This window comes from Providencia sp. PROV080 (genome assembly GCF_033688105.1).
GTDB classification, from domain to species: Bacteria; Pseudomonadota; Gammaproteobacteria; order Enterobacterales; family Enterobacteriaceae; genus Providencia; species Providencia zhejiangensis.
Genome location: NZ_CP096346.1, coordinates 3306226 through 3332208, shown reverse-complemented (window position 1 = coordinate 3332208; position 25983 = coordinate 3306226). Strand labels below are relative to the sequence as shown.

Sequence of the window (25983 nt, the reverse complement as noted above, 5' to 3'; positions counted from 1 at the left end):
TAAAATGCAGATAAGTTCCCAACTGTTAGATGCTTTTTCCCTACCCTTACAAGGGCAGCGGTTAATTGAGGCATCGGCGGGTACAGGTAAAACCTATACGATAGGGATCCTCTATCTGCGTTTATTATTAGGGTTAGGCCGAGAGAATGCCTTCTCTCGGCCTCTTACTGTAGAAGAAATCCTAGTTGTTACCTTTACAGAAGCTGCCACTAATGAACTACGAGGACGTATCCGTGAGCGAATCCATAAAATGCGTCTTGCTTGTATTCGTAATGGCGTTGGTTTTGAAAAAGAACCTGAATATTTAGAGTTGCTTTCACAAATTACGACACCAGAGCAACGAGAGTTTGCGATTAGTTGGTTGCTGACAGCTGAACGCCAAATGGATGAGGCGGCGATTTATACCATTCATGGATTTTGCCAAAGAATGTTGGTGCATAATGCTTTTGAATCAGGGGTTTTATTCGAACAAACCATGATCCAAGATGAACTTCCGATTCAAAAGCAAGCTTGTGCAGACTTTTGGCGACGACATTTTTACCCGCTAGATTATTCAATGACGAAGGTTGTTTTGTCGCAATGGAATAGCCCTGAAGCACTGCTGGCGGAAATTAAACCTTTTTTACAGGGTGATATGCCCGATATCGTTAACGAACAGCAGCGTACGGAAACGTTTGAAGAGCGCCATCAACGCTTAATTGAGCTGATCACTCAGGTGAAGTCTTTATGGCTAGCGAATTGTTCTGAATTTGAACGGCTTATCTCTAATTCAGATGTTGATAAGCGGAGCTATAGCTCTCGTTTTTTACCTAGCTGGTTAGAAAAAATGCTGCGTTGGGCGGAAGAGGAAACTCAGGATTATCAATTACCAAAAGAAATTGTGCGTTTTTCTCAAGCAGTTTTGCATGAGAAATCAAAAAGTGGTTCAGGGCCAGAGCACGCCGTTTTTGCGCGTATCGACGAGCTACTTTCCCAATCATTAACAATTAAAGACTTGATCATCCCACTGGCAATAACTGAAGTGAGACAAAATATTATTCAGGAAAAACATCATCGTGGGGAGATGGGGTTTGATGATTTACTTACTCGTTTAGACAGCGCACTAAAGCAGCAAGGTGGAAAATATTTAGCAGAAGCAATTAGCCAACGTTATCCCGTGGCAATGATTGATGAATTTCAGGACACAGACCCCCAACAATATCGTATTTTTCAACGAATTTACGGCGGTGTTGAAAATAGCGCATTGCTGTTTATCGGTGATCCAAAGCAAGCGATATATGCATTTCGTGGTGCTGATATTTTTACTTATATTGAAGCGAAAAAACAGGTCAATGCCCATTACACATTAGAAACTAACCATCGTTCATCACAACATATGGTGGAAGCGGTTAATCATGTTTTTAGCTATTGTGACAATCCGTTTATTTTTGAACAAATTCCATTTAATCCCGTCAATTTTGCAGAAAGAAACGCTGGTAAGATGCTTTGTCATAATGGTGAGGCAGTAAAAGCGCTAACTTTTTGGCAAATTAATGCTGAAGCCGTTTCTATTGCTGATTATGAACACACGATGGCCGCACAATGTGCCGCACAGATTAGCCAGCTATTACAAGGTGGCTTGAAGGGAACCGCCGTTTTTCAGCAGCAAGATGGGAAAGAAATACCCGTCTCTGCTGCTGATATTACGGTACTGGTAAGAAGTCGGCGCGAGGCAATGTTAATACGCGATGCCTTAAACCAGCTTAGTATCCCATCTGTTTTTCAATCGAATCGAGAGAGTGTGTTTTCAACCCAAGAAGCACGAGACTTACTGTGGATCCTTCAGGCCGTATTGTCACCTGAGAAAGAGCGTGTTTTACGTAGTGCATTAGCGACAGGCACATTAGGATTAAACGCTAAAGAAATTGATACTCTCAACTATGATGAAAAAGCGTGGGAAGCTTTAGTTGATGAATTTACCCGATATTCCATTATCTGGCGTAAGCAGGGCGTTCTACCGATGCTTAGGGTGTTAATGTCTGAACGCCATATTGCTGAAACTTTTCTTTCTTCAGTTGACGGTGAACGACGTCTAATGGACTTTATGCATATTGGTGAGTTGCTGCAAGAAATGTCTCTTCAACTCGAAGGGGAGCATACATTGGTTCGTTGGCTAACTCAGCAAATAGCAGATCCTGACCATCAATCTAACGCGCAGCAAATGCGTTTAGAAAGTGATAAACACCTTGTTCAAATTAGTACTATTCATAAATCGAAAGGGCTTGAATACCCAATAGTTTGGTTGCCTTTTGCCAGTAATTTTTTACCTCAATCAAAGGCGCTTTATCATGATAGGGATAATTATCGGACACGTTTAGACCTTGCGGACAACGAAGAAAACATTGCTTTGGCAGATGAAGAACGTTTAGCGGAGGATCTACGATTACTCTATGTCGCCTTAACTCGAGCGATTTATCATTGTAGCGTAGGTATTGCACCAATCATCAAAGGCAACCGTAAGAAAAGTGGAGAAACTGACCTGCATTTATCGGCTTTAGGCTATTTAATTCAAAAAAGTGAAGCGGGTGATTTTACTTTGCTCGATAAAGGGCTAGCAGAATTAACGAATACAGTGATTAATGTTGAGCGAATTGAACAAATAGAGCCAATTTCGCTAGCGTTGAATCAAGGTGACTCAGAGGCGCTATCAGCAAGAAATGTGACGCGCTTCTTTGATGATCACTGGAGAGTCACGAGTTATTCGGGGTTAAGTTATCGCAGGTCTTACGGTGAGAGTGAGCAAGTAATTAGTGCAGAGCAGTTGGCAAGTTCGCTTGCACCAAAGATGGATATTGAAGTCAGTATCGATACCACTTTACCCTTAGCGGATGAGCACATTTTAACACCACACCAATTCCCTAAAGGGACCGCACCCGGAACATTTCTGCATGAATTAATGGAAGAAATTGAGTTTTCAAAAGACGTTCCTCTAGAGTGGTTGCAGGAAAAGCTTCAAATATCGGGCTTTGATACGCAATGGGCTGAAATGCTACAGGAGTGGTTAATGGCGATTGTTCAGGCGCCACTTGCGGAAGATGGCCTATGTTTATCCGCTTTAGCGCCTCAAGATATGCTCGATGAGATGCAATTTTATTTACCTATAGATAAGTTATTAGACCCCCAAGCCGTTGACCGCGTTACTCATCAATATGATCCTATATCTGCTGCTTGCCCTCCACTGAGTTTTGAAGAAGTACAGGGCATTTTAAAAGGTTTTATTGATTTAACATTTTTGTGGAATGGTAAATTTTACCTACTTGATTATAAATCAAATTACCTTGGAGGGGATGCCAGTTGTTATACGCAATCGGCGATGGTTGAGGCCATGATAGATCATCGTTATGATCTCCAATATCAATTGTACTCATTAGCATTACATCGTTATCTAAAACAACGGGTGCCTAACTATCAGTACGATATCCATTTTGGCGGTGTTTATTATCTCTTCTTACGCGGTATTGATAAGGCTGAGTCAAATAACGGTATTTTTTACTATCGACCTGAGCCTGAATTTATAGATGCATTTGATCAGCTATTTCTCAATGTACAAGAAGGGAGCACATCATGATGAAAGCGCTGTTCAATAAAGCGATCGAAGCTCGTTTGTTTACGCCTCTTGATATTCAATTTGCCTATAACATCACAGAAGAACGCAGCCCAATATTACTTTTTATTACTGCATTATTAAGTGCAGAAACGATGACGGGGCATGTTTGTTTATCCTTAGCAGACGTCAGTTTGGAAAAGATATTTGCTGGACGTCATCCTGAATTAGCTCATGAATTTTGGTGTGCAATAGGAAAGCCTGATCAAGAAACAATTTATCAAGCAGTTAAGAACGCACCTTTTATTACTTTAGCGGATGAAAACCAGCCATCACCTTTAATATTATCAGGCGAATTTCTCTATTTTCAGCGGTTATGGCAATACGAACGTTGTGTCTCTAGGTACTTTTCACAGACTGTATTCGCGCAATATGATTCATTGCATCTTAAATCAATTTTAGATGCGCTTTTCCCTCACAGTCGTGAGATAGATTGGCAAAAAATTGCAGCTGCGGTGGCAGTGACCAGCCAAGTGTCGGTTATATCTGGTGGGCCAGGTACGGGCAAAACAACAACGGTTGCTCGAATTCTTGCGGCATTAGTGAAACTTGCTGTTGAGAATAAACATAATGTTCAAATTGAATTAGCTGCCCCAACAGGTAAAGCGGCTGCTCGTTTGACTGAGTCATTAGGCGCTGCTCTGGACGGTTTATCATTAAGTGATGAAGAACGAGGCATGCTCCCTAATCAAGCTAAGACGTTACATAGACTATTAGGGGCTCAGCCGGAAAGCCAGCAATTCCGCTATCATAGCGATAATTTATTATCACTAGATATCTTAATTGTGGATGAAGCTTCAATGGTAGATTTACCTATGATGGGAAAACTCATCGAAGCTTTACCTTCTCATGCAAAATTAATTTTTTTAGGTGATAAAGACCAGCTAGCTTCAGTCGAGGCGGGGGCAGTACTCGGTGATATCTGTCAGTTTGCTGATTGTGGTTATAGCCCCCAAAGAGCGCAAGAACTTAGCGATCTGACGGGCTATTCACTGGCGCATTTTGTCTCTGAGGACGGACCTTTTATCAGAAATAGTCTGTGCTTATTGCGTAAAAGTTATCGGTTTTCTGCCTCTTCTGGCATAGGGCAGCTTGCGTTTGCGGTTAATGAAGGGGATGTGAAGCGTGCTGAGAAAGTCTTAAATAGTTCCTTCAATGATGTGCAGACCTATGGACAGGAAAGTGAAGACGATTACGCTCAGATGTTAATGGACGCTGCGAAGTTTTATCAAGATTACCTCTTATCAGTGAAAGCCGCTCATGACCCAGCAGAGATATTGTTTAAATTTAATCAATTCCGCTTACTTACCGCTTTAAGAGATGGGCCTTATGGTGTGATCGGAATAAATGAAAAGCTGGAAAAGCTACTGCATCGTCAAGGGCTTATTTATCGGCCATTTAATCAGACCAATAAACACTATGCAGGACGGCCAATTATGATTAGCCGAAATGATAGCCCGCTAGGGTTATTTAATGGTGATATAGGCATAATATTGCCCGATGAGGAAGGGGCTCTTAGAGCTTACTTTCAGTATCCAGATGGTTCGATTAAAGGCATTCAGCCTAATCGATTACCTCTACATGAAACGGCATATGCCATGACGGTGCATAAATCTCAAGGTTCAGAATTCGCCCATACCGCATTAGTATTACCGAAGGTATATTCACCAGTAGTGACTCGTGAACTGGTGTACACCGCGATAACGCGAGCTAAAAAAACGCTTTCTTTGTATTGCAATATGAAAATTTTACGTCGAGCTATTGAAACGCCAACAAAACGGCGTAGTGGTTTAGCAATACAATTAATGAATGTAAAATAGAGTCACAAGCAGTAGCTGTGGCTACGTAAATCAGACTTAAATGCAAAAGGTAATAATATGGATAACCAGCCAACTATGACGGCGTTAACGGTAACACTGAAAGCGAGAATCGAGCCGGAAAGACGTGCTGATTTAGAAGATGCATTTACACAAGTCATGCAGGGGATGAATAAAGATATTCAGGTGACTGGAGGTGGTACTTTACTTTCAGACAGCGGTGAAATTGAAGAATGTGATATCGAGCTTTCTGTGGCTGAGGCTAACGACGAAAATATCAGTCTGATAATTCAATTGTTCTCGTCTATGTTAGCGCCAAAAGGTTCTCGATTGATTGTGCATGGAGAAGATACGGTAATTGAATTTGGTGATGAAGAAGGCTTAGCACTCTATTTAAATGGCACTGAATTGCCTGATGAAGTTTATGAGAATAGTGATATCAATGATATTTTCGACAAAATGGATGAGGCTGTCGAAGATATTGGTGCTATCCATGGGGTATGGGAAGGGCCGACTGAAACCGCTTTCTACTTCTATGGTTCATCTTTTGCCGAAATGTCAGCATTGCTACAGCCCATTATCGACAGTACGCCACTCTGCCAGAAATCACGAGTAGTCCAAATTGCTTAAGCTGATTTACTGAATAACTAACCTGATCTCAATAAAGGATCAGGTTAGTTTGGCTTGCGTTATTTGTCGGTAGGCGCTTTTAAATCTAACATTAAAATTTTTGAGCGGCGTTGGTAGTTATATAAAGCTTGTTTTTTCAATGGCAACATTTCAATCTCAGCAGGAATAAAGCCTCTTTCTTGAAACCAATGAATGCTACGCGTCGTTAGCACAAATAATTTTTCTAATCCTATTTGCTTAGCTTGTAGCGCTATGCGGTGTAGCAGTTCTTCTCCCCGCGAAGAACTACGATAGTCAGGATGTACTGCGACACAGGCCATTTCACCCAGTTTTTCTTCTGGGTAAGGATAGAGTGCTGCACAAGCAATGACTAAATTATCTCGTTCAATGATGGTAAATTTATCGATTTCCATTTCAAGTTGTTCTCTTGAACGCCTAACTAAAATACCTTGTTGTTCTAGTGGGCGGATTAATTCAAGAATACCACCAATGTCGTTAATATTGGCGCGGCGAATTTGCTCTGCACTTTCCATGACGATTTGAGTACCGATACCATCGCGTGAAAACAGCTCTTGAATCAAAGAACCATTTTCTTGGTAGCTGAGCAAATGACTACGACGCACACCACGGCGACAGGCTTTCGCTGCGCCACGTAAAAAACGCACTGTTCCTGAATAATAATCGCCTTCAGCTTCCAACTCTTGGATCCTATTTTCTGCCTCATTGGGAAATAATTCAGATAGAATATTCCCTTCTTTATCGGCAACCCCTTGCGAAGAGCAAAATCCTATTAATTTTTCTGCTTTCATTTTGACTGCAAGTTGAGTTGCGATTTCTTCTGAGGTGAGATTAAAACTTTCTCCTGTTACAGAAACTGCAACTGGCCCAATTAATACAATAGAACCATTATCAAGTTGCTTATTGATAGCATCTTCATCGATACGACGAATACGACCGCTATGACAATAATCAATACCGTCATCGACACCAAGCGGTTGGGCGATGACAAAGTTTCCACTGACAACGTTGATGTGAGCGCCTTGTAAAGGAGTATTGCTAAGACTCATCGATAAACGAGCAGTAATATCAAGTAATAAAGCGCCTGAAGCTTGTTTCACATATTCAAGTGTATTCGAATCTGTCACCCGAGTATGTTTATGATAAACCGCTTCATAATTGTGTTCAGCCAAGATGTTCTCAATCTGAGGGCGAGCGCCGTAAACAACAACAATGCGGATGCCAAGGCTATGTAATAAACCTATGTCATTGACAATACTTGGAAAATTTTCATGCGCAATTGCTTCTCCGCCAAGCATAATAATAAATGTTTTGCCGCGGTGGGCATTAATATAAGGTACCGAATGGCGAAACTCATCAACCAGCTCGGTGCTGCGCTCTTTCATAACCATCCTCATAATTGAATTTTTATTCGCAATTAATGTATTTTTATTCTTTTTGGCGATAAATATCAAGTAAAAGATAGAACAAGACTTGTAACATTTTTATTATTTGAGTTTACATATCTCTATATTTAAATGTGTATTCTTGATGACAGCATGCGAATGATTCGCTAGAGTTTATGTTTCTGGCCTCAATTTGGCTTTTATTCTAAAATCACCTGATATTCAGTTTTAGGTTCGGAATTATTGATGAGTCACCAAGATCACTGTCCATCTAAACGTCGCCTTATACAGGGGGCGGCTGCGGTTATGTTACTTAGTGTCAGCCCATTTGGTTTCGCTGCGAATACAAATGTTATTGCGGTGCGTATATGGCCGGCATCAAGTTATACGCGCGTAACGCTAGAATCTAATGCTCCATTAAAATATCGTCAGTTGGTATTGCATAACCCTGAGCGCATAGTGATTGATCTCGAAGGGGTACAACTGAATAACATCCTGAAGCAAATGGGAACTCAGATTCAATCGCGAGACCCCTACCTTAAACTCGTTAGAGTGGGGCAGTTTGACCCGAAAACTGTACGTCTCGTTTTTGAAGTAAAAAATAAGGTTAGTCCACAGATCTTCACGATGGGGCCTGTTGCCGAGTTTAAAAACCGTTTAGTGATGGATTTTTATCCAGGGCAAGGTGTGGAAACATCCGATGACCCTCTGTTGGCTTTGCTAGAGGATTATAATAAAGGTGATTTAGAAGAAAAAATGCCTGCTCAGGCCAAAAAGCCCGGTAAAGCAGGAACTGATCGCCCAATTATCATTATGATTGACCCAGGGCACGGCGGTGAAGACCCCGGAGCGATGGGCAAATATAAAACACGCGAAAAAGATGTTGTGTTACAAATTGCACGGCGTTTGAAGGCGTTGATTGATAAAGATCCTAAAATGCGTGCCTATATGACCCGTAATGAAGATGTGTTTATTCCATTGAAAGTTAGGGTCGCTAAGGCTCGTAAAATGCAAGCAGACCTGTTTGTGTCTATTCACGCGGATGCTTTCACGAATCGCTCTGCTCATGGTTCTTCTGTATTCGCACTATCGACGAAAGGGGCGACAAGTAATACTGCACGTTACCTTGCGCAAACTCAGAATGAGGCCGATTTAATTGGTGGTGTTAGCAAAAGTGGTGATGCGTATCTGGATCATACAATGCTCGACTTAGTTCAAACTGCAACAATTAATGATAGCTTGAAGTTCGGCGATGAAGTTTTAAAACGTATGGGAAAAGTCAATCGACTGCATAAAAACAAAGTCGATCAGGCGGGCTTTGCGGTACTAAAAGCACCAGAGATCCCATCAATTCTCGTGGAAACGGCTTTCATTAGTAATTTGGAAGAAGAGCGTAAGCTGAAAACAGCTAAGTTCCAGCAACAAATGGCAGAGTCTATTTTTCAAGGAATTAAAGCTTATTTCCGTAATGGTGGTGAGTTAGCGATTAGAAATTAGTTTCTGTATTGCAAAATTTAAAATAGTGTAGGGTGATGAACTGAAAAGTGAGTCACCTTTTTTCTTTCATGGTAGGTTTGGGAAGATAAGGGAAGTATAACAAGTGGTTGCGGGGGCCGGATTTGAACCGACGACCTTCGGGTTATGAGCCCGACGAGCTACCAAGCTGCTCCACCCCGCGACTGAAGAGGTCAATATAACAGGGGATATTGGTTGCGGGAGCCGGATTTGAACCGACGACCTTCGGGTTATGAGCCCGACGAGCTACCAGGCTGCTCCATCCCGCGCCTGAAATATTTTTGATGCTGATTTTTTATTGGTTGCGGGGGCCGGATTTGAACCGACGACCTTCGGGTTATGAGCCCGACGAGCTACCAAGCTGCTCCACCCCGCGTCCGATAGCGGGCACTATACTCGGGATGAGATCTGATGCAAGTTTTTTTGTGTTTTTTTTCAAAATCCGGCACAGATAGAACAAAATATCATCATTGTGGTGTTTTTTTAATCGTTAGGGGCAATCATTGAAGTCGTAATGGGTTTTGTCTAAGGTTCTACTTAAAAACGTTTAACTGGATAATTTATCGACAATAAAATGAATTCACGATGCCGATAGAGCCTGTGTTCAGTAGCATTTTTGGGAAATTAGGTTGAAACCATTCTAGCGACCATGAGTATATATATGATTAGCCGTTTCATTATTTATTGGGGTTTGCTATTGTGCGCTTCATATTGGATTGATGTGGGCGATATCATATGAAATTATGGAAAAAGTGGTGTATAGCAAGTGCGCTTGTTACTTTGCTTGTTGGCTGTCAGTCTCATCCGACAGACAAAGGACAGCAATATAAAGATGGACGTTTAAATCAAGACCTTCAGCAAGTCAGTCAACTGAATGTTCAAGGACGCCCTATCAATTCACACGATTTTAGTCAGCAAGTTTATGAAATCAAAAATGCATCGCCGCGTTTATTTCAAAATAACAATGACACCTACCATGCTATCGAAAATTGGTTAATGGCAGGAGGAGACCCGAAAAAGCTGACTAATTTCAATTTAACGGCATTCCAAATGGAAGGTGTCGATAATTATGGCAACGTACAATTTACAGGGTATTACACCCCAGTTATTGAAGCGCGCCGCACAAAGCAGGGCGCTTTTCAGCATCCCTTGTATGGAATGCCGCCAAAGGGGAAAAAACGCTTACCAAGTCGAGCCGCGATTTATAATGGCGCTTTAAGTGACAATTTAATTTTAGCTTACAGTAATTCTGCTATCGATAATTTTATGATGGAAGTTCAAGGTAGCGGTTATGTTGACTTTGGCGATGGTAGCCCTTTGAATTTCTTTGGTTATGCAGGTAAAAATGGCCATGCTTATAAGAGTATTGGTAAAGTGCTTGTTGACCGCGGTGAAGTACCCCTAGAAAAAATGTCACTGCAAGCCATCCATGATTGGGCCAATAGTCATAGCGAACAAGAAGTGCGCCAATTGCTTGAGGAAAATACTTCTTTTGTCTTCTTTAAGCCACAATCATTTGTGCCAGTCAGAGGAGCGAGTGCGGTTCCGTTAATCGCTAAAGCGTCAGTTGCTTCAGATAAAACCCTTATCCCCCCAGGCACAGCGCTGTTGGCAGAGATTCCAGTACTTGATAACACAGGTAAATTTACGGGACGCTATGAAATGCGTATGATGATTGCCTTAGATGTTGGTGGTGCGATTAAAGGTCATCATTTCGATATTTATCATGGAACAGGCCATGAGGCAGGAAAAATGGCCGGTTATTATAATCATTACGGAAGAGTGTGGGTCTTGAAAAAGAGCCCGCCACTGTTCGGTAGCAAGTAGTTATTAAGGTTGTTATTGACTATGCAAACTAAGCTTTCAGATGCTTGGATGCAGCGCTTTGCTGGGATCGGGCGCCTTTACGGACAACATGCATTATCGCTTTTTGCCCGCTCCCATGTTTGTGTTATTGGCGTTGGAGGGGTCGGGGTTTGGGCTGCTGAAGCCTTGGCTCGAACTGGAATAGGCGCGATTACGCTGATTGACATGGACGATATCTGTGTCACTAACACTAATCGCCAGTTGCATGCCCTAAAATCAACGATTGGTCAGCCAAAAGTTTCAGTGATGCAAGCTAGGCTGCTCGAAATCAACCCTGAATGTACAGTGAATATTGTTGATGATTTTGTGACGGTAGACAATGTGGCAGAATTGCTCTCGACTGGGTTTGATTATGTGATTGATGCGATTGATAGTGTCAGGCCTAAAGCGGCGTTGTTAGCCTATTGCCGTCGTTATAAAATTCCTGTCATCACGACGGGAGGCGCAGGCGGACAGATCGATCCAACGCAAATTCAAGTAACCGATTTGGCAAAAACCATTCAAGACCCGCTCGCGGCTAAATTACGGGAACGTTTAAAATCTGATTTTAATGTGGTTAAAAATAGCAAAGGTAAATTAGGCATAGATTGTGTCTTTTCAACGGAACAATTAGTCTATCCACAAAGTGATGGCTCAGTCTGTGCTGCTAAGAGTACTGCCGACGGTTCCAAAAGAATGGATTGCGCCTCAGGCTTTGGCGCGGCAACGATGGTCACGGCAAGTTTTGGATTTATTGCTGTTTCACATGCGCTTAAAAAGATGGTTGCAAAATTCGAGCGAGAAAATAGAGCAAACAACTGAGGCTATAGCAATAGCCTCTAGTGCATTATTCGGTAGGTGTCATTTCGCTAGCAAAATTACGGATAGTCGTGATTAATGCGGCTATTCCATTTTGTCGTGATTCGCTTAACTGACCAGACAACCCGGTGCTATTGAGGATCTCTTTAAAATCGATAGCAAGGATTTCTTGACTGGTTTTGTGTTCTACCGCCGCTAATAAAATCGCAAACAACCCTTTAACGACGCGTCCTTCACTATCACCGTAAAAATGGAAGGTGTTGTCGTCATTCAATCTCGCGCCAATCCAAACTCTATTTTCACATCCTTTCACTTCCTGAGTGTGTTGTTTCTGTTCTTCAGTCAGCGTTGGTAATTGGCGAGCAAGTTGGATGAGTGAACGATATTTATCTTCCCACGCCTTTTGTGTTGAAAATTGATCTACTATTGCCTCAATTTTCAGTTCTGTTCCAAAAGGATGCGGCGCAAATGTTGGTGTTATTGAAGTCATTAGGCTTCCTTATTCATCATTCAGTATTGAGAGTGCAAACTTTAGCGCATTAATAAATTTATCAATATCTTGCAGATTATTGTATGGCATGACAGAAATACGTAAGCAGCCTCTAATATCGAGTGCATCCATTAATGGTTGCGCACAATGTTGCCCATAGCGTAATGCAATTTTTTGTTCAGTCAATAATAGGCCCAAATCACTATGGTGTATGCCGTCAAAATTGAAGGAAAGCAAAGGGGTATTGGGTTCGCTGTAGCAAGTAAATCCTGGGAGTGATTTCAGTTGCTCATGGGCATAATTTATCAATGAGCAGCAATGCGCCTCACGGTGGTGTAAATCGATTTCAGATAACCAATCCAGCGTCGCTGAAAAAGCGATGACTCCAGCAATATTCGGTGTACCAGCCTCAAAACAATGGGGAATAGGAGCTGGGGTAAAGTGGTCAAAACTGACTTCTGACAGCATTTTTCCGCCGCCGTGCCAAGGAGACATTGCTGCCAGTAAATTAGGTTTACCGTAACAAACCCCTAGGCCAGTCGGTCCATAAAGTTTGTGAGCGGAGAAAGCATAAAAGTCGATATCCATGGCACAAACATCCATTGGGCTATGTACAACGCCTTGTGCGCCATCAACGACAACGAGAGCACCTGCCTTATGTGCCAGTGAAGTAATCGCTGTTAAATCCGGTTGATAGCCTGTTACGTTTGACATTTGAGTGATAGCAATCACCTTGCTATTAGGGGTAAGCAATTGCTTCAATTTCTCAATATGTAGAGTTTGGTCTTGATTGATCGGCCATTTGATTATTTTTGCGCCCGTTTGCTGAGCGAGGATTAGCCAAGGCAGTAAATTTGAATGGTGTTCTAATTCGCTGACAATAATTTCATCATTAGGCTTTAAATGATGCCTAAAATAGCTTTGCGCAATAAGATTAATAGATTCTGTGGTGCCGCGTGTCCAAATAATTGTGTTTTCATCTTCTGCGTTAATCAATTTCGCAACACGTACTCGGCCTTGTTCGTAATTTTGAGTTATTCTCAATGATTCAGGAGATTGCCCGCGATAAACTGAACTACCAGAGTGGAGATAGTAGTCATTTGAGGCTTGAGACATGGAGATTGGTTTTAAGGCTGTCGCGGCACTATCTAGGTGAACGGTATGAGACTGGATAGCGGGAAATTGTTCTCGAAACTGCTTGGCAGAAAAATGATCCATTGTATGTGTTCTTTGTCTGAATATGTGTTTTTTTAACCGACGTTGTTAATACTTTTTAAATTTACGCGCTGCACTTTTTATTGTGTTAATTTTTGATGGTGACCCGTGATGGTGCGAGAAATTTAGAAAGTATTTTGGAATGATTATGTCTTTTGCGACAGATTGCAATCACTTTTCTTTTATCATTATTGGTGACGAGATATCTCATTACGTTAACTTCAAGATTAATCTTAAATATCTAACGATGAAGATTTTCTGTAAACTTGTTTACACGTTGTCTTTTTTAGATTTTTTCTTTTGCTTGTCTGCAAAAAAAAGCACCGCAACTTAGGCGGTGCATCACAAAAATCACTATGGACAGACAGGGTAAATGTACAGGAAGTGAAAAAAACAGTAGCTAAAGCTACAAAGTCTGGCATTCCCAGACAACTTGCAAACACAACATCACAACCACAAAGCCAAAAGTTTCAAAGTAACCAAACTCTGTAACTTTTCGTTCCGGCTTAGGAAGTGCGCATACTATAGGTATTTACTGGCGTATCCTCAATGGACAATTTATAATGCTTCGGATGAAAAAAACTAATGCATATAACCCTGTCGAGTAGAAGTGATTATGTCTAAAAGATTACCGCCACTTAATGCGTTAAGAGTATTTGATGCAGCCGCTCGTCATTTAAGTTTTACTAAAGCGGCAGAAGAGTTGTTTGTAACCCAAGCTGCTGTTAGCCACCAAATGAAAAGCTTGGAAGATTTCCTTGGGTTGAAATTATTTCGCCGCCGTAATCGCTCTTTGCTATTAACGGAAGAGGGGCAAAGCTACTACCTTGATATTAAAGAAATATTCTCCTCTATCAATGAGGCTACAAGGAAATTACAGGCACGTAGCGCCAAAGGGGCACTAACAGTCAGTTTATCTCCTAGCTTTGCGATACAATGGCTTGTGCCTCGTCTTTCTAGTTTTAACCAAGCATATCCAGGGATCGATGTGCGGATTCAAGCAGTTGATCGAGAAGAAGATAAATTAGCCGATGATGTTGATGTCGCTATTTTCTATGGACGAGGGAATTGGTCTGGGCTTAGAACAGACAGATTATATGCTGAATATTTAATGCCGGTTTGTTCTCCGGTATTATTGACCGGACAATATCCATTAAAGCAACCCGAAGATTTGGTGAATCATACTTTATTGCATGATTCTTCTCGTCGGGATTGGCAAGCTTATGTTCGCCAATTAGAATTGCATAATGTTATTAATGTCCAACAAGGGCCTATTTTTAGTCACAGTGCGATGGTCATTCAGGCTGCCGTTCACGGGCAGGGTGTGGCATTAACGAATAATGTTATGGCTAAAAATGAAATAGACGCAGGTCGTTTAGTTTGCCCATTTAGCGAAGTTTTGGTGAGCAAAAATGCGTTTTACCTTGTGTGTCAGGAAAACCAAGCTGATTTAGGTAAAATAGCCGCATTTCGTCAATGGATTTTGGCTCAAGCGGCAAGCGAACAAGAAAAATTGGGTTTTATTACAGGTGATCAAGATATTGCACTTATTTAGTAATTATACATGCCCATTATTCTTCAAATTGTAGTTAGTTGCATAGTGAAAACGGCACTCAGTTGATTGAATGTATAGGAATGTTATTAGGTCATCTTAAGGCGACTGGGGTTATTTCGGTTATAGTAAATAAAAGGTGTTACTGTGAATAGTCGTTTGATGTTAATTTTTGCTGGGATTAGTGGGTTTTTTACGGTGGCCTTTGGTGCTATTGGTACTCACGCACTGTCATCGATTATGAGTGCCCATCAGATGGAATGGATTGAAATTGGTTTGCGTTATCAAATGCTACACACAGTCGCCTTAATGGTACTGGGGGCTATTTTATTACGCAAAGTGATCCTTTGGTTTTACTGGTGTGGTGTTTTTTTTGCTGTAGGCATACTTCTTTTTAGTGGTAGCCTTTATTGTATGGCCTTGTTACAGGTAAAATACTTTTCCTATTTTACGCCAGTAGGGGGAGTTTGTTTTCTTATTGGCTGGCTGTTGGTCGTTATCGGCGCTATGCGTCTAAGGAAACCGGCGTTACGCCATGAGTAATAAAATTGCATTATATTGTCGTCCTGGATTTGAAAAAGAGTGTGCGGCAGAAATTACAGATAAAGCAGGGCAAAAAGACGTTTTTGGTTTTGCTCGAGTCAAAGAAAATAGCGGCTATGTTATTTTTGAGTGTTATCAGGCTGAAGATGCCGATAAACTTGCCCGTGAGCTGCCTTTTCGTGAATTGATTTTTGCACGTCAAATGTTTGTGGTTGGCGAATTGCTGAAAGATTTGCCTCCTGAAGATCGCATTTCACCGATTGTAAGTGTACTCAGCCAGCAGGTGGAGCGGGCTGGTGATCTTCGTGTTGAAGTTGCTGATACTAACGAAAGCAAAGAGCTACTGAAGTTTTGCCGTAAGTTTACAGTGCCTTTGCGTAATGCACTGCGTAAAGAAAAAATTTTGCTGGCTAAAGAAAACTTTAAACGTCCTATTATTCATGTTTTCTTTATTGCGCCTGGTTGCTGCTATACAGGCTATTCATATAGTTCGAATACTTCCCCATTTTATATGGGGATTCCGCGTCTTAAATTCCCATCGGATGCGCCTAGCCGTTCAACGTTGAAGCTAGAAGAAGCGTTCCATGTCTTTATTCCCTATGATGAGTGGGAAGAGCGTTTAGCGAGTGGTATGAATGCGGTTGACCTTGGTGCATGTCCTGGTGGTTGGACGTATCAATTAGTTAAGCGAAGTATGATGGTACATGCCGTGGATAACGGCCCGATGGCACAAAGTTTGATGGATACAGGGCAGGTTAGGCATCATCAGGTTGATGGGTTTAAATTCGAGCCAAATACCAAAAATATCACTTGGTTAGTCTGTGATATGGTTGAAAAACCTGCAAAAGTTGCTGCGTTAATGACGCATTGGTTATTAGAAGGTTGGTGCCGAGAAACCATTTTCAATTTAAAATTGCCAATGAAGAAACGTTATGAGGAAGTTTCTCATATTCTGGATAAAATGTTTACTCAGTTAAAAGAGCAAGGCATTAATGTCCGTATTCAAGCAAAACAGCTTTACCATGACCGTGAGGAGATCACCGTACATGTTCAGCGAATTTGGTCGGCTTATGCGCCAATACGTGATTAAACATTAGACGGGTCACCTCACTTATCACTGCACCCCAAACGCTGATAAATGGCGAAGTAAGGTGCAGTTTTTTTATGAAGATGATTTAATCTGATAACGTAGTTGGTTTAGGTTGCCTTGTAATGCGATATCCGTTCTTAATGTCGCAATATCACGGCAAGTTGTGGCAATATCGAGCTGGCCAATGAGTTTTTTTCTCCATTTCTCGTCAACATTCTCTAAGTTAGCAAATAAATTTTCAATTGAGTGATACTGCTGTAAAAGTAATGTGGCGCTTTTCGCTCCAATCCCTGTAACGCCGGGGACTTTACTGCTACTAATGCCCGCTAATCCCCAGTAATCAGGTAGTTGGTGTGGCTGTACGCCAAATTCTTTCTCAATAAATGGGACATCTAGCCAACGTTTTTGAAAATAATCACGGATGCGAATGGCGGGGGAGAGTAATTGGCAATAGCCTTTATCGGTCGACACTATGGTGACGGTTTGTCCAGCATCGGCGATTTTTTTTGCTAAGGTGGCCGCAAGATCATCGGCCTCATCCCCATGTGATTGCCAACAATGAATACCTTTGGATTCAAACTGGTTGATTAATGTCGGGAGCTCAGCCTGTAAATTATCAGGCATGGGTTGTCGGCCCGCTTTATAGTCAGGTAACTTTTCATGCCGCCAGCTATTATGCCTACCTTCTTCATCAAATACCGCAACGATATGGGTGGGAGAGGTATGCGAAATAAGCTGCAATACAGCGGATATACAGCTGTCACCACAAGGGCTACCTTGTACTGCATGTATGCGACGAATTAAATTAAGTGCATCAATAATAAGTAAGTGGATCATCATGTTTTTGCCATCCTTGGCTTTTATCCATTTATTTCACAATTTCATAGCAAGGCTCATAGGCAGTCCCGCCTGGGAGCTTCATACGATGTTGGCTTACAAAGCCTCTTAGCAGAGTATCCATGCGTTGCATGATCTCTTTATCTCCATGAATTTTAAATGGTCCATGCTGTTCGATAGCTTTCATTCCAACTTCTTTCACGTTACCTGCCACGATACCAGAGAACGCTCTACGCAGGTCGGATGCCAGTTTCTCTGGTGATTGACCTGGGTGTAAGTTCAAAGATGCCATGTTTTCATGAGTTGGCTCGAAAGGATGCTGTAGCTCTGGGCTGATTTTGATTGACCAGTTAAAGCTATACGCATCACCTGTACTACGGCGATTATCTTTTACTAGAGGCATGTGTTTTTTCATAACACGAGCCACCTCTTGGGGATCATCAATGATAATTTGGTAGTGTTTACTTGCCTCATCACCAAGGGTATGACGAATAAAGTCATCAAGTACAGCGAAGTATTCTGCACTTTCTTTTGGCCCCGTTAACACCAAAGGGAGAACCTGTGCACTATTTTCAGGATCCATCAAGATACCTAATAAATAGAGTAGTTCTTCTGCGGTACCCACACCACCTGGGAAAATAATAATGCCATGCGCTAGCCGTACAAACGCTTCAAGACGTTTTTCGATATCAGGCATAATAACCAACTCATTCACCAATGGATTCGGTGGCTCAGCGGCAATGATAGACGGCTCTGTTAAGCCAATAAAACGGCTATTTTTATAACGCTGTTGAGCGTGACCAACCGCCGCACCTTTCATTGGTGCTTCCATAGCGCCTGGCCCACACCCCGTACAGATATTCAGCTCTCTTAAACCAAGTTCATTACCGACTTTTCGGCCATAAAGGTACTCAGTTTCATTGATTGAGTGGCCGCCCCAGCAAACGATCATGCTGGGATCTTCATCAAGATGAAGTGTGCGAGCGTTACGTAGTATAGAGAAAATGATGTTAGTCAGGTGCGCGCCATTTTCCAAATCTAATTGCAGTTTTTGTTCTGCGTAGATAATTTGCGCATGAACGAAGAGGATATCACGTAGGACAGCAAACAGGTTTGCTTGTATAGAGCGGATGATTTTACCATCGACAAAAGCATCTTGAGGTGGATTGATGAGCTCTAGTTTTACGCCACGTTCACGGCGTAATACGTTGATATCAAAGTCAGTATGCTTATCCAATAAATCTTTACTGTTATCTGTTAAGCTTCCTGAATTCAAAACCGCTAATGAGCAGTTTCGAAATAGCCGATAAAGATGGCTGCTAGCAGTGCGCTTTAACATATCAACTTCAAGTTGAGATAGTAGATCCATGGATCCTAATGGACTGATATGAGTAATCATTTTTTTCCCTTTTAAATCATTTTATTACGGACTGCTCTCCGAAATAATTCGAAATAAATCCAATATCAAATTTCGATTTTTTTCCAACTAAGACCCCTATCATCCTGATACATTCTGGTCATATCCATTGATTTGTGTCCTAAAAGCTGGTTAGCGAACTCATTTGATTTTTCATTCCCATACACTCTGGATGCCAGGCTTCGGATTTCGTGGAACGTCGGCGGAGAACCCTCCCATGACAAACCACTTTTGCTTCTGGCTAGTGAAAAAGCCTTACCAATGGTTTTATCTGCTAGCATATCACCCTTCTGTGAAACCAGCACGAATTCCTTTCCGTTCAATTCATGCTTGCACCTATCTAGCACTGATTGCAAAGTTTTATTAGCTATATTATTTGAAATGGTGAGCGGTATTGCTATTTTAGTTCCTGTTTTCTCTTGCTCTATCCATAAGTAACCATCATAAATATCACTCCATTTTAATTTTCTAATATCACCAGAGCGCTGTCCTGTTAATATAGCGAAATCCATACTCATGCTAACCCAAGGCTGACAGTGTTCTACAGCGGTGTTGTATATCTGAATATAATCACTTTCTGAGAGTCTTGTTCTGGCTATTTTATTTCTAGGCACTCTAGTTGCGACCACGGGGTTGAAATCAATCACCCCATCCGACATCGCTTCGTTAAACATATCTTTTAGAATACTCCGCATCAATCTAGCTGTAGTTATATTCCCATCAGAAACAATGCTATTTATGTAATCAGCAATATCTTTAGTTTTTATTTCATTTAAAGGAACATTATTGAAGCTATTTTTTATCCTTTTTAACCGTCCTTGGTAGTCATCTAGGGTCTTTTTCTTTAAATCACGGAGGAGTATAATCTCACCAAATCTGTCTATCCAATCATGAAATTTTATTGCATCGTTACTTGCCATTCTGTTTATTAATGATTCTTTTTTTCCATAAATAAACAAGTTAGCCGAGATGGCTTCATTTACCGCCTCGGCTTTATTTCTTCCTATACCGTATTCAATGCCGGTTTCGGGGTTTCGGTAGCTGTAATATCCTTTTCTACAATATAGGTTAGGTGGTAGGTGAGCGTTTTTGGGACTTCTGTTTCTTGCCATCTGTCTCAATCCTTTTTAACAGTTTGCAGTTTTTATTTAATAGAATGCTTGGGTTAAGATTTTCGTAGTTTGTTATTTTTTGTGCGGATGGGTGTATTAAATATTGATATCCGTCAAATGTTGGGGCTGGGTATATTTTCCCAGCGCTTATCCACCGCCTTATCGTTTCATCACTTCTTCTGTGCTTTTTTGCGAATTCTCTGACTGTTTGCATTTATGCGCCTCCGTTCTTCCTTTTATATTTCTCATAATCATCCCCGCAATCTTTACTGCAATATGCGCTATTTGGTTTTGCTGGCATTTCTTCACACCAGATGCACATTCCGTTTATTGACTTAATTACTGGCTGGCGATTTGATAATGCTGCTTGAATGTGTAATTGTTCTAGTTCGTTTGCTGAGTCGATAATATCCATAATTCACCTATGCTATTTAATTATTTTCGATAACCTTTGACTGAGATATTCCCGTTTTTCTTTCTAACTATCCAAGCCTGCATGTCTTTATATGTATACCCAAAATCTATATTTTGCGATGAAATAAAGCTAATTAAGCATGTGTTGCAGAAATCAATTAATTCACTATCATCTTTATTTTTAAACGTTGTTGTTATTCTCATTCTCCGCATCCTTCATTAGTAGAAATAATTCCATTGCTGCGCGTAGTGGGTTTTTATTTACTGAGATAAAATCATAATCAAGACAGTCAGCCGTCCATTTATTAGAATGGTACATTGGTGATAACCCTATTTTATTTTCAATAATAATCGGCATTGCATCGGCTGGATTGTTGCATGGATTAAATTCAATCCAATTAGCACCATCGCCATAGAAAACTTTATTGCTATGCAAGTCCGTGTCTTCATGTTCTATTTTTGCAGCAACAAATACGCGCTTATTAATTTCCAAGTCAGACAGTTCGGTATATTTATTCATTGTCAGCCTCTAAGATTTCATTAATTGTATCTCTAATATCAATTAAGTCTTGTTTTGTAACGTCCATATTCCAAGATGGAACATTTAAAACAAAACAATCTTTTATTGTCGGCTCTATTTCAATCGAATCTCTATAGTTTTCTATCCCAGCATAATATTTATCTTTCATTCCATACATCACCACAAACTATCTCAACATCCCGCACCTGCATTATTTGCATAGCACGGCTCTCGCATTCTTGCTGTGTGTACAATGTATCGGTTACAGGCGTAACATATCCCTGCCAAATTAATAACAGTACAAATAGCTTCATTATTATTTAATCCAATCGATATAGTGGGATATTAGTTTCTGTTTTTTCTGGGTAAATAAATGATTTTTGTTTTCTACGAAGAAGAAGTCCAGAAACAGGAGTTATATAACCAACAGGCTCTAAGTTATTAATTAAACTCTCGCGTGATGCTTGCCATGCCATCCATTGGCGCTGGTGCATTCTCGTTATCGAAATCATACCAAGCCCATTATTTTTCATTTCTTCTTTTTGTGGTGTAAACCACTCTTCAAATTGCTGCCTTGATTTATTCATCACTCACCATCCTCAAAGTTACTTAACGCATCCATTACGCTAGTTTCTCGTAGAACATCAAAAGCAATACAGGCCATATCGAATAAAGCAATCTCTTGCGGGTGAATGGCTTTATCAAATCGATAACCAAATGGCACTTCATAACCTAGGCGTTTATAGTAAACACGCGCCAGCTCGTTGGCTATATCGACAATTTGACGGTCTGTTAATGGTCTATCCATCACTCCACCTTCATTAATTCATGAATTCCATCTTTAGTTAATGTCCAGCCAAGGATTGTTTGTCTGATTAAACCTTTTTTCTCAAAAGATTTAAGCGTTCTGCCATCAACCCCAGCGCCAAACTTATCTCTCACAATATCTAGCGTTTTAATTTGCTTCTCTGTTAATTTCATCACTCCACCTTTTTATAGCCAGTTTTTACCAAGCCACGCGATAGCAAGAAATGTAATTCCGCCAAAAATGAATGACAGTATTGTGATCGCCAAAAAGTTAAATGAATCTCTCATATATATTCCTTTTCATTGCATCCCTGCGAGTTAAATTATTACGTTGGGTTTACTAGCTCATACGCATCATTAACGTGGTCTTGCTCTATTGCATAATAAGTACCGCTTCCATCAAATTCACATTCTTCACAGTTGCGGTATATATCAGTGATGGCTTGTTTTAACTTTGTGTTTTCTTCTTGTAACTGTTCAATAGTCATATCTATCTCCTGTTTGCATCCTTGCACTGAGTCCGTATTTATTTAGTTAATTACTTTTAATATTACTGTATTTACGTTTGTTCCTGAGCTGGAAAAACTCTTTTCAGGAAGAGAAATAATTTCGTGATTTCTAGATTTAAGTAATTCCAAAAACTCAAGAGTTAATTTATTTGTTCTAAATGTTATTGATGAAGACATTATTGCTATAAGAATTCCGTTAGGCTTTAGAAATTTGAGCGCGTGCGTTACATGCTTTATATCAGCTTGCTTTCCAAACGGTGGGTTCATAATAACTCTATCGAAACTTTCAACGGGAACTGATTTTAAGAAGTCACATGCTTCATGAACAAAGCCTATATTTAGTGATTTTAAGTGCCTGTTATGTTCAGGATTTAATTCATACATACTCAGACTAACCCCATCTACAGCAGTGGCTTCTTTCGCTAATGCTCCAATTCCTGCACTAGGCTCTAATACTGACATTCCGGACTTTATTTCTGCTAGGTCAATTACTTTTTTTGCTAACTCAGGCGGTGTAGGGAAGAACTCAAAATCATCTTTAGGTATTGTTATTTCTCCTGTTAATATAATCTGGTCTATTCTTTCTTGTGCGTCACTTTCAAACAAATGAGCCTTTATTTTTTTGTTCCATTTAGCTCCTGCGGCCTCTAATACTTTGTTTGTTTTTAAATATATATTTCTATCAAGCTCTCCAGTTAAATATAATTTATTTTCTTCTGCGCGTGCGTTACTTAGCACATTCAGAATAGTGCTTTCTATTTTCATGGTTATATCCTTTGGTTAATTCCAGTTTGAAATTTCTTCTTCGATTAAGTCGTCTATTTCTTCATTAGTGGCTTCTTCATTCAGAAATAAACGTGCTTCGTTAATGTACTTCTCTCGATTCTCGTCAAAGAACTTTGAAAATTCAGGTGACCATCCGGGGCAATTTCCTTGATAATCAAATTTGGCATTATTAAAAGCCATTTCTTGAATCATTGAGTCAGCTGTAATAATTCCGTACTGGCGAAAATACCCCTTCAAATCACGCTTTCTGTAATGAGGTGAAGTCTTAGAATCACACATAGGTTTAAATCGCAATTTCCAGCGACGAATACAGCGTCCATGTAAAGTTTTCATGGTTATATACCTTGGTTAAATCACATAAATAGCGTGGCGTGGGTATTGCAGCCCGATAGGGGCAAAGGGGATGTCATCATCAAAATCAATGGGCGGCTCTTTAGCCCAATCAGCGCGTTGAGGTTTTAATTCATTTTGCCCCAACATCTGCGTTTGCTGCTGTTGTTTCTGGCCTCCTGCCTGATTACCACCGTTCCCGCCTAACATCTGCATGGATCCACCGATGTTAACCACAACTTCCGTTGTGTATCTGTCTTGACCGCTTTGGTCTTGCCATTTGCGAGTCTGCAAAGAACCTTCAATATAGACTTGTGAGCCTTTTTTCAGATATTCGCCTGCAACTTCTGCTAATTTGCCGAAAATTACCACTCGATGCCACTCAACGCGCTCTTTCAGTTCTCCAGTCTGCTTATCACGCCACGTTTCCGATGTAGCTAGTGTGAGATTTGCTACTGCACCACCGTTAGGCATGTAACGGATTTCAGGATCTTGGCCCAAGTGACCAATGAGAATTACCTTGTTTACGCCTTTACTTGCCATCAGTGCCTACCTCCTCATACTCTCCCTCAAAAATAGTAGCGTTTTCCTGATCGATATTGGCCTCTGCTTTTTCATCAAGAATGACGGCTTTTTGCATCTCGATGGAAACAGGTAAGTATTTAAAAAGTCGGCGAATGACTGTTTTCTTTGCCATTTCTTCCCAGTGAGAAACCCAAGGGCCATTTTGCCCTGCTTTACTTGATGCTCTGACTTTTTCTATTTGGTTGTATGTCATGACCTCAAACTGAACGCCACCATCTTTAAGCCTTGCGACAGCGTAAACGTGAGTAATAGGCGAGTCCTCATTTTCACCCGGTACGTGTGTTAGGTTTTCATTCAGTCCATACTCAAAGTGGAAATTATCACCTTGCCTTACCGTTCTTGCTGATATGCTTACTATTTGCCCTGAGCGACGAGCCAAATCAATCATTCCTCGATAGCCAATGATTAACTGCACATTAGATTGACCTGACTTTGCTTTACCATTGCCGAATGGAAGTAGGTAAGCATGGCCTAAGGCATTGCCAGGTTCTAATCCTAATTGCGAACACTGAACAACTGCGCCGACAAAACTTTGCATATCGCAATTTGCAAGTGCAGGTGTTTTACGAATCTCTGTTGTTACAATGCGGATCATGCGGTCAGGAGTCATGTGGCGAGGCAGGGCAGCAGCTAATTGAGCCTTCATGCTGGGCTGATTAATGAACTGAATTAGTTGCTGGTCCTTAGTTTTAACTTTAACCTCTGTACCTTGTGTTTTTTGTAAGTCAGCTTGAGCTAATGGTGGGTTACTCATTCCTTAATTCCTTAGCCCAATAGGGCAGTGATAGTGTGCGTATGCCTGCCCATTCATCCGTTTTTAGGCATTCTGCATACGTTCTTAAATTTTGTTTGTAGGTTGTTCGACCAACTGATTTTGCGTGTTCATCCAAAACAAATACCCTGACTGGGTAACGCCCACAATTCACAGTTGTGCTTGCAGCTAGGAAAACAAAAACAGGCATTTCTCCGACTAGTGATTTATACCCGTCTGAATAAAAAGGGTCCTGTACGTGGTATCTATATTCGTACATAGAACGTTCAAATTTATGAATATCTGCGGTGCTTTTTACATCAACAATCCAGTGGTGCTCTTGAATGAGTTTATCTGGCCTGCAACGACAAAGAATATCCGTATCTTCATCATTCCAATAAATGCTACTTTCAGCTACTCCGTTAGCTTCTAAGCACCATCTTGCGATAGGGTGCGCCATTGCACTATCTCTCATGAGCATTAACTTCCTGTTATCGTCATGAGTAATAGGTGTGATACCTTCCTTTTCACACATTTCGAGAAATTCCTTTTCCTCTTGCTTCCCTGCGTTTGTTCTACGATTTACTTCTGGTCCAACTTTGAACCTTTTCTGAAATTCATCAGGTTCCAGTAGTAGGCAATGCAATGCAGTGCCAATGTCTAGTGCTTTTGTTTTTTCTTCATCAACTGGCGCATTCCTTTGCCATATAAAGTCCGCTGGAGATTCATTTATAAGGTCCAGCTGTGATTTACTGATACCTAATCCATTATGATAGTCCTCATTTGAAATGTTGTAATAAATTCCCTCTTTCACATCATTCGAGCCTCTTTCATTAGTGATTTAATAAACTCACTTGCTCGATCCTGAGCTTCATCATATTCACTGTCAGTCCATTTATCAGTGAGCGTGCTTCCTAGCATTTCCATCAGTACGTGAGTTTGTTCTGCTATGTATGCGCTTTGTGCATCCTGCCAAGCTGCATTTTCTAATCGACGCTCTTCCTGAGCATCCCTCATTGCATATGCATTCACGCTGCCTCCTTGCTATTAGCCTTGATGTAATCGACAATCCATTGCCCGTCGCCTGCTGCTATGGCTTCATCAATAAACCCAGCAAGCTGCCCATTTTCCTTAATGTTTTCGTAGCGTTCTTTTTCCGTGAACTGTAGTTTGCTTATAATTGTTCCGTAATCACCGTCTATGCGCTTGATGTCATTTCCGTTGACACAAGTAATAATTGTTCCTGATGAGGAGTGGTCGCATCCAAAAGTTGACAATAAAAGCTGTATGCATTTATTCACTTAGACCTCCCGTAACTCGCTTTGAGAAATTCCATTGCTAACCACCAAACAT

Annotated in this window: 30 protein-coding genes and 3 tRNA genes; 9 read left to right on the top strand and 24 right to left on the bottom strand. The window is 40.9% G+C overall.

Annotated elements, in window-relative coordinates; all coding sequences use genetic code 11:
- Window positions 1–4 precede the first annotated feature (4 nt).
- From recB to M1F03_RS14960, 3 genes are read left to right on the top strand one after another with little or no spacing between them, the layout of a single operon-like run.
- Entirely contained in the window at window positions 5–3607 is a 3603-nt protein-coding gene (gene recB, locus M1F03_RS14970; protein ID WP_251464622.1) for an exodeoxyribonuclease V subunit beta, read from the top strand.
- Window positions 3607–5463 carry an exodeoxyribonuclease V subunit alpha gene (recD, locus tag M1F03_RS14965; RefSeq protein ID WP_195848142.1) on the top strand — a complete coding sequence of 619 codons (1857 nt, stop codon included), beginning with the start codon at window positions 3607–3609 and terminating at the stop codon, window positions 5461–5463. The genes recB and recD overlap by 1 nt, the downstream gene beginning before the upstream one ends.
- A 57-nt stretch (window positions 5464–5520) precedes the next feature.
- A complete protein-coding gene (locus M1F03_RS14960; RefSeq protein WP_154622496.1) occupies window positions 5521–6090 on the top strand; it encodes a hypothetical protein in 570 nt (189 codons plus the stop codon).
- 59 nt (window positions 6091–6149) lie between these two features.
- Here M1F03_RS14960 and argA read toward each other — a convergent pair whose 3' ends face one another.
- Window positions 6150–7493 (bottom strand): amino-acid N-acetyltransferase, encoded by a 1344-nt coding sequence (argA, locus tag M1F03_RS14955; protein WP_154622495.1) that lies wholly within the window; start codon window positions 7491–7493, stop codon window positions 6150–6152.
- 246 nt (window positions 7494–7739) lie between these two features.
- Here argA and amiC point away from each other — a divergent pair, with 246 nt between their 5' ends.
- Window positions 7740–8990 carry an N-acetylmuramoyl-L-alanine amidase AmiC gene (amiC, locus tag M1F03_RS14950; RefSeq protein ID WP_154622494.1) on the top strand — a complete coding sequence of 417 codons (1251 nt, stop codon included), beginning with the start codon at window positions 7740–7742 and terminating at the stop codon, window positions 8988–8990.
- Between the two features lie 104 nt (window positions 8991–9094).
- Here amiC and M1F03_RS14945 read toward each other — a convergent pair.
- The 3 genes from M1F03_RS14945 to M1F03_RS14935 form a co-directional block, all read right to left on the bottom strand.
- Window positions 9095–9171: transfer RNA gene (locus tag M1F03_RS14945), tRNA-Met, on the bottom strand.
- 29 nt (window positions 9172–9200) lie between these two features.
- Window positions 9201–9277 (bottom strand) — tRNA-Met (locus M1F03_RS14940).
- 30 nt (window positions 9278–9307) lie between these two features.
- Window positions 9308–9384 (bottom strand) — tRNA-Met (locus M1F03_RS14935).
- Between the two features lie 359 nt (window positions 9385–9743).
- Here M1F03_RS14935 and mltA point away from each other — a divergent pair.
- Together mltA and tcdA are read left to right on the top strand one after the other, a co-directional pair.
- Window positions 9744–10835: a murein transglycosylase A gene (mltA, locus tag M1F03_RS14930; protein WP_251464621.1), complete on the top strand. Its 1092-nt coding sequence runs from the start codon at window positions 9744–9746 to the stop codon at window positions 10833–10835.
- Between the two features lie 21 nt (window positions 10836–10856).
- Window positions 10857–11675, top strand: coding sequence for a tRNA cyclic N6-threonylcarbamoyladenosine(37) synthase TcdA (tcdA, locus tag M1F03_RS14925; RefSeq protein WP_251464620.1), 819 nt, complete (start codon window positions 10857–10859; stop codon window positions 11673–11675).
- A 25-nt stretch (window positions 11676–11700) separates the two neighbouring features.
- On the opposite strand, the gene csdE is transcribed toward tcdA, so the two are convergent.
- Together csdE and csdA are read right to left on the bottom strand one after the other, a co-directional pair.
- Window positions 11701–12162 (bottom strand): cysteine desulfurase sulfur acceptor subunit CsdE, encoded by a 462-nt coding sequence (gene csdE / locus M1F03_RS14920; protein ID WP_251464619.1) that lies wholly within the window; start codon window positions 12160–12162, stop codon window positions 11701–11703.
- 9 nt (window positions 12163–12171) lie between these two features.
- Entirely contained in the window at window positions 12172–13380 is a 1209-nt protein-coding gene (gene csdA, locus M1F03_RS14915; RefSeq protein ID WP_154622490.1) for a cysteine desulfurase CsdA, read from the bottom strand.
- A 613-nt stretch (window positions 13381–13993) separates the two neighbouring features.
- Between csdA and M1F03_RS14910 the strand changes: the two genes are divergently transcribed.
- The 3 genes from M1F03_RS14910 (at window position 13994) to rlmM (ending at window position 16562) form a co-directional block, all read left to right on the top strand.
- Window positions 13994–14932: a transcriptional regulator GcvA gene (locus M1F03_RS14910; protein ID WP_154622489.1), complete on the top strand. Its 939-nt coding sequence runs from the start codon at window positions 13994–13996 to the stop codon at window positions 14930–14932.
- Between the two features lie 144 nt (window positions 14933–15076).
- Window positions 15077–15472, top strand: a complete 396-nt coding sequence (locus M1F03_RS14905) for a DUF423 domain-containing protein (protein ID WP_163862859.1) — start codon at window positions 15077–15079, stop codon at window positions 15470–15472.
- The gene (gene rlmM, locus M1F03_RS14900) at window positions 15465–16562 is read left to right on the top strand and encodes a 23S rRNA (cytidine(2498)-2'-O)-methyltransferase RlmM (RefSeq protein WP_154622488.1); all 1098 of its coding nucleotides are present in this window, start codon (window positions 15465–15467) and stop codon (window positions 16560–16562) included. Before M1F03_RS14905 ends, rlmM begins: the two co-directional genes overlap by 8 nt.
- A gap of 72 nt (window positions 16563–16634) precedes the next feature.
- Here the strand turns inward: rlmM and xni are convergent, their stop codons facing one another.
- The 18 genes from xni to M1F03_RS14810 form a co-directional block, all read right to left on the bottom strand.
- Window positions 16635–17399, bottom strand: coding sequence for a flap endonuclease Xni (xni, locus tag M1F03_RS14895; protein ID WP_247046717.1), 765 nt, complete (start codon window positions 17397–17399; stop codon window positions 16635–16637).
- 31 nt (window positions 17400–17430) lie between these two features.
- Entirely contained in the window at window positions 17431–18798 is a 1368-nt protein-coding gene (ppnN, locus tag M1F03_RS14890) for a nucleotide 5'-monophosphate nucleosidase PpnN (protein WP_154622487.1), read from the bottom strand.
- Between the two features lie 65 nt (window positions 18799–18863).
- Window positions 18864–19928 (bottom strand): site-specific integrase, encoded by a 1065-nt coding sequence (locus M1F03_RS14885; RefSeq protein ID WP_318839987.1) that lies wholly within the window; start codon window positions 19926–19928, stop codon window positions 18864–18866.
- On the bottom strand, window positions 19885–20142 hold the full coding sequence (locus tag M1F03_RS14880; protein WP_071599637.1) for an excisionase: 258 nt from the start codon (window positions 20140–20142) through the stop codon (window positions 19885–19887). Before M1F03_RS14880 ends, M1F03_RS14885 begins: the two co-directional genes overlap by 44 nt.
- The gene (locus M1F03_RS14875; RefSeq protein ID WP_150376421.1) at window positions 20143–20343 is read right to left on the bottom strand and encodes a hypothetical protein; all 201 of its coding nucleotides are present in this window, start codon (window positions 20341–20343) and stop codon (window positions 20143–20145) included. It lies immediately after the preceding gene.
- Window positions 20344–20523: 180 nt separating this feature from the next.
- Window positions 20524–20862, bottom strand: coding sequence for a phage protein NinX family protein (locus M1F03_RS14870; RefSeq protein WP_272578258.1), 339 nt, complete (start codon window positions 20860–20862; stop codon window positions 20524–20526).
- Entirely contained in the window at window positions 20855–21031 is a 177-nt protein-coding gene (locus M1F03_RS14865; protein ID WP_272578257.1) for a hypothetical protein, read from the bottom strand. The genes M1F03_RS14870 and M1F03_RS14865 overlap by 8 nt, the downstream gene beginning before the upstream one ends.
- 151 nt (window positions 21032–21182) lie before the next feature.
- The gene (locus tag M1F03_RS14860; protein WP_318839986.1) at window positions 21183–21452 is read right to left on the bottom strand and encodes a hypothetical protein; all 270 of its coding nucleotides are present in this window, start codon (window positions 21450–21452) and stop codon (window positions 21183–21185) included.
- On the bottom strand, window positions 21449–21670 hold the full coding sequence (locus M1F03_RS14855) for a hypothetical protein (RefSeq protein WP_249998682.1): 222 nt from the start codon (window positions 21668–21670) through the stop codon (window positions 21449–21451). Before M1F03_RS14855 ends, M1F03_RS14860 begins: the two co-directional genes overlap by 4 nt.
- Window positions 21670–21843 (bottom strand): hypothetical protein, encoded by a 174-nt coding sequence (locus tag M1F03_RS14850; RefSeq protein WP_249998684.1) that lies wholly within the window; start codon window positions 21841–21843, stop codon window positions 21670–21672. The genes M1F03_RS14855 and M1F03_RS14850 overlap by 1 nt, the downstream gene beginning before the upstream one ends.
- A gap of 152 nt (window positions 21844–21995) precedes the next feature.
- Window positions 21996–22157: a hook protein gene (locus M1F03_RS14845; protein ID WP_154622819.1), complete on the bottom strand. Its 162-nt coding sequence runs from the start codon at window positions 22155–22157 to the stop codon at window positions 21996–21998.
- A gap of 42 nt (window positions 22158–22199) precedes the next feature.
- Complete coding sequence (locus M1F03_RS14840) at window positions 22200–22943, bottom strand: methyltransferase (RefSeq protein ID WP_154635705.1); 744 nt, start codon at window positions 22941–22943, stop codon at window positions 22200–22202.
- Window positions 22944–22958: 15 nt separating this feature from the next.
- Window positions 22959–23297 (bottom strand): hypothetical protein, encoded by a 339-nt coding sequence (locus M1F03_RS14835; protein WP_196713568.1) that lies wholly within the window; start codon window positions 23295–23297, stop codon window positions 22959–22961.
- A gap of 15 nt (window positions 23298–23312) precedes the next feature.
- Window positions 23313–23837: a single-stranded DNA-binding protein gene (locus M1F03_RS14830; protein ID WP_318839985.1), complete on the bottom strand. Its 525-nt coding sequence runs from the start codon at window positions 23835–23837 to the stop codon at window positions 23313–23315.
- Window positions 23827–24633: a recombination protein RecT gene (gene recT / locus M1F03_RS14825; protein ID WP_251464616.1), complete on the bottom strand. Its 807-nt coding sequence runs from the start codon at window positions 24631–24633 to the stop codon at window positions 23827–23829. Before recT ends, M1F03_RS14830 begins: the two co-directional genes overlap by 11 nt.
- Window positions 24626–25444 carry a PD-(D/E)XK nuclease-like domain-containing protein gene (locus M1F03_RS14820; RefSeq protein WP_251464615.1) on the bottom strand — a complete coding sequence of 273 codons (819 nt, stop codon included), beginning with the start codon at window positions 25442–25444 and terminating at the stop codon, window positions 24626–24628. Before M1F03_RS14820 ends, recT begins: the two co-directional genes overlap by 8 nt.
- On the bottom strand, window positions 25441–25662 hold the full coding sequence (locus tag M1F03_RS14815; protein WP_251464614.1) for a hypothetical protein: 222 nt from the start codon (window positions 25660–25662) through the stop codon (window positions 25441–25443). Before M1F03_RS14815 ends, M1F03_RS14820 begins: the two co-directional genes overlap by 4 nt.
- Complete coding sequence (locus tag M1F03_RS14810; RefSeq protein WP_251464613.1) at window positions 25659–25931, bottom strand: hypothetical protein; 273 nt, start codon at window positions 25929–25931, stop codon at window positions 25659–25661. Before M1F03_RS14810 ends, M1F03_RS14815 begins: the two co-directional genes overlap by 4 nt.
- Between the last annotated feature and the right edge of the window lie 52 nt (window positions 25932–25983).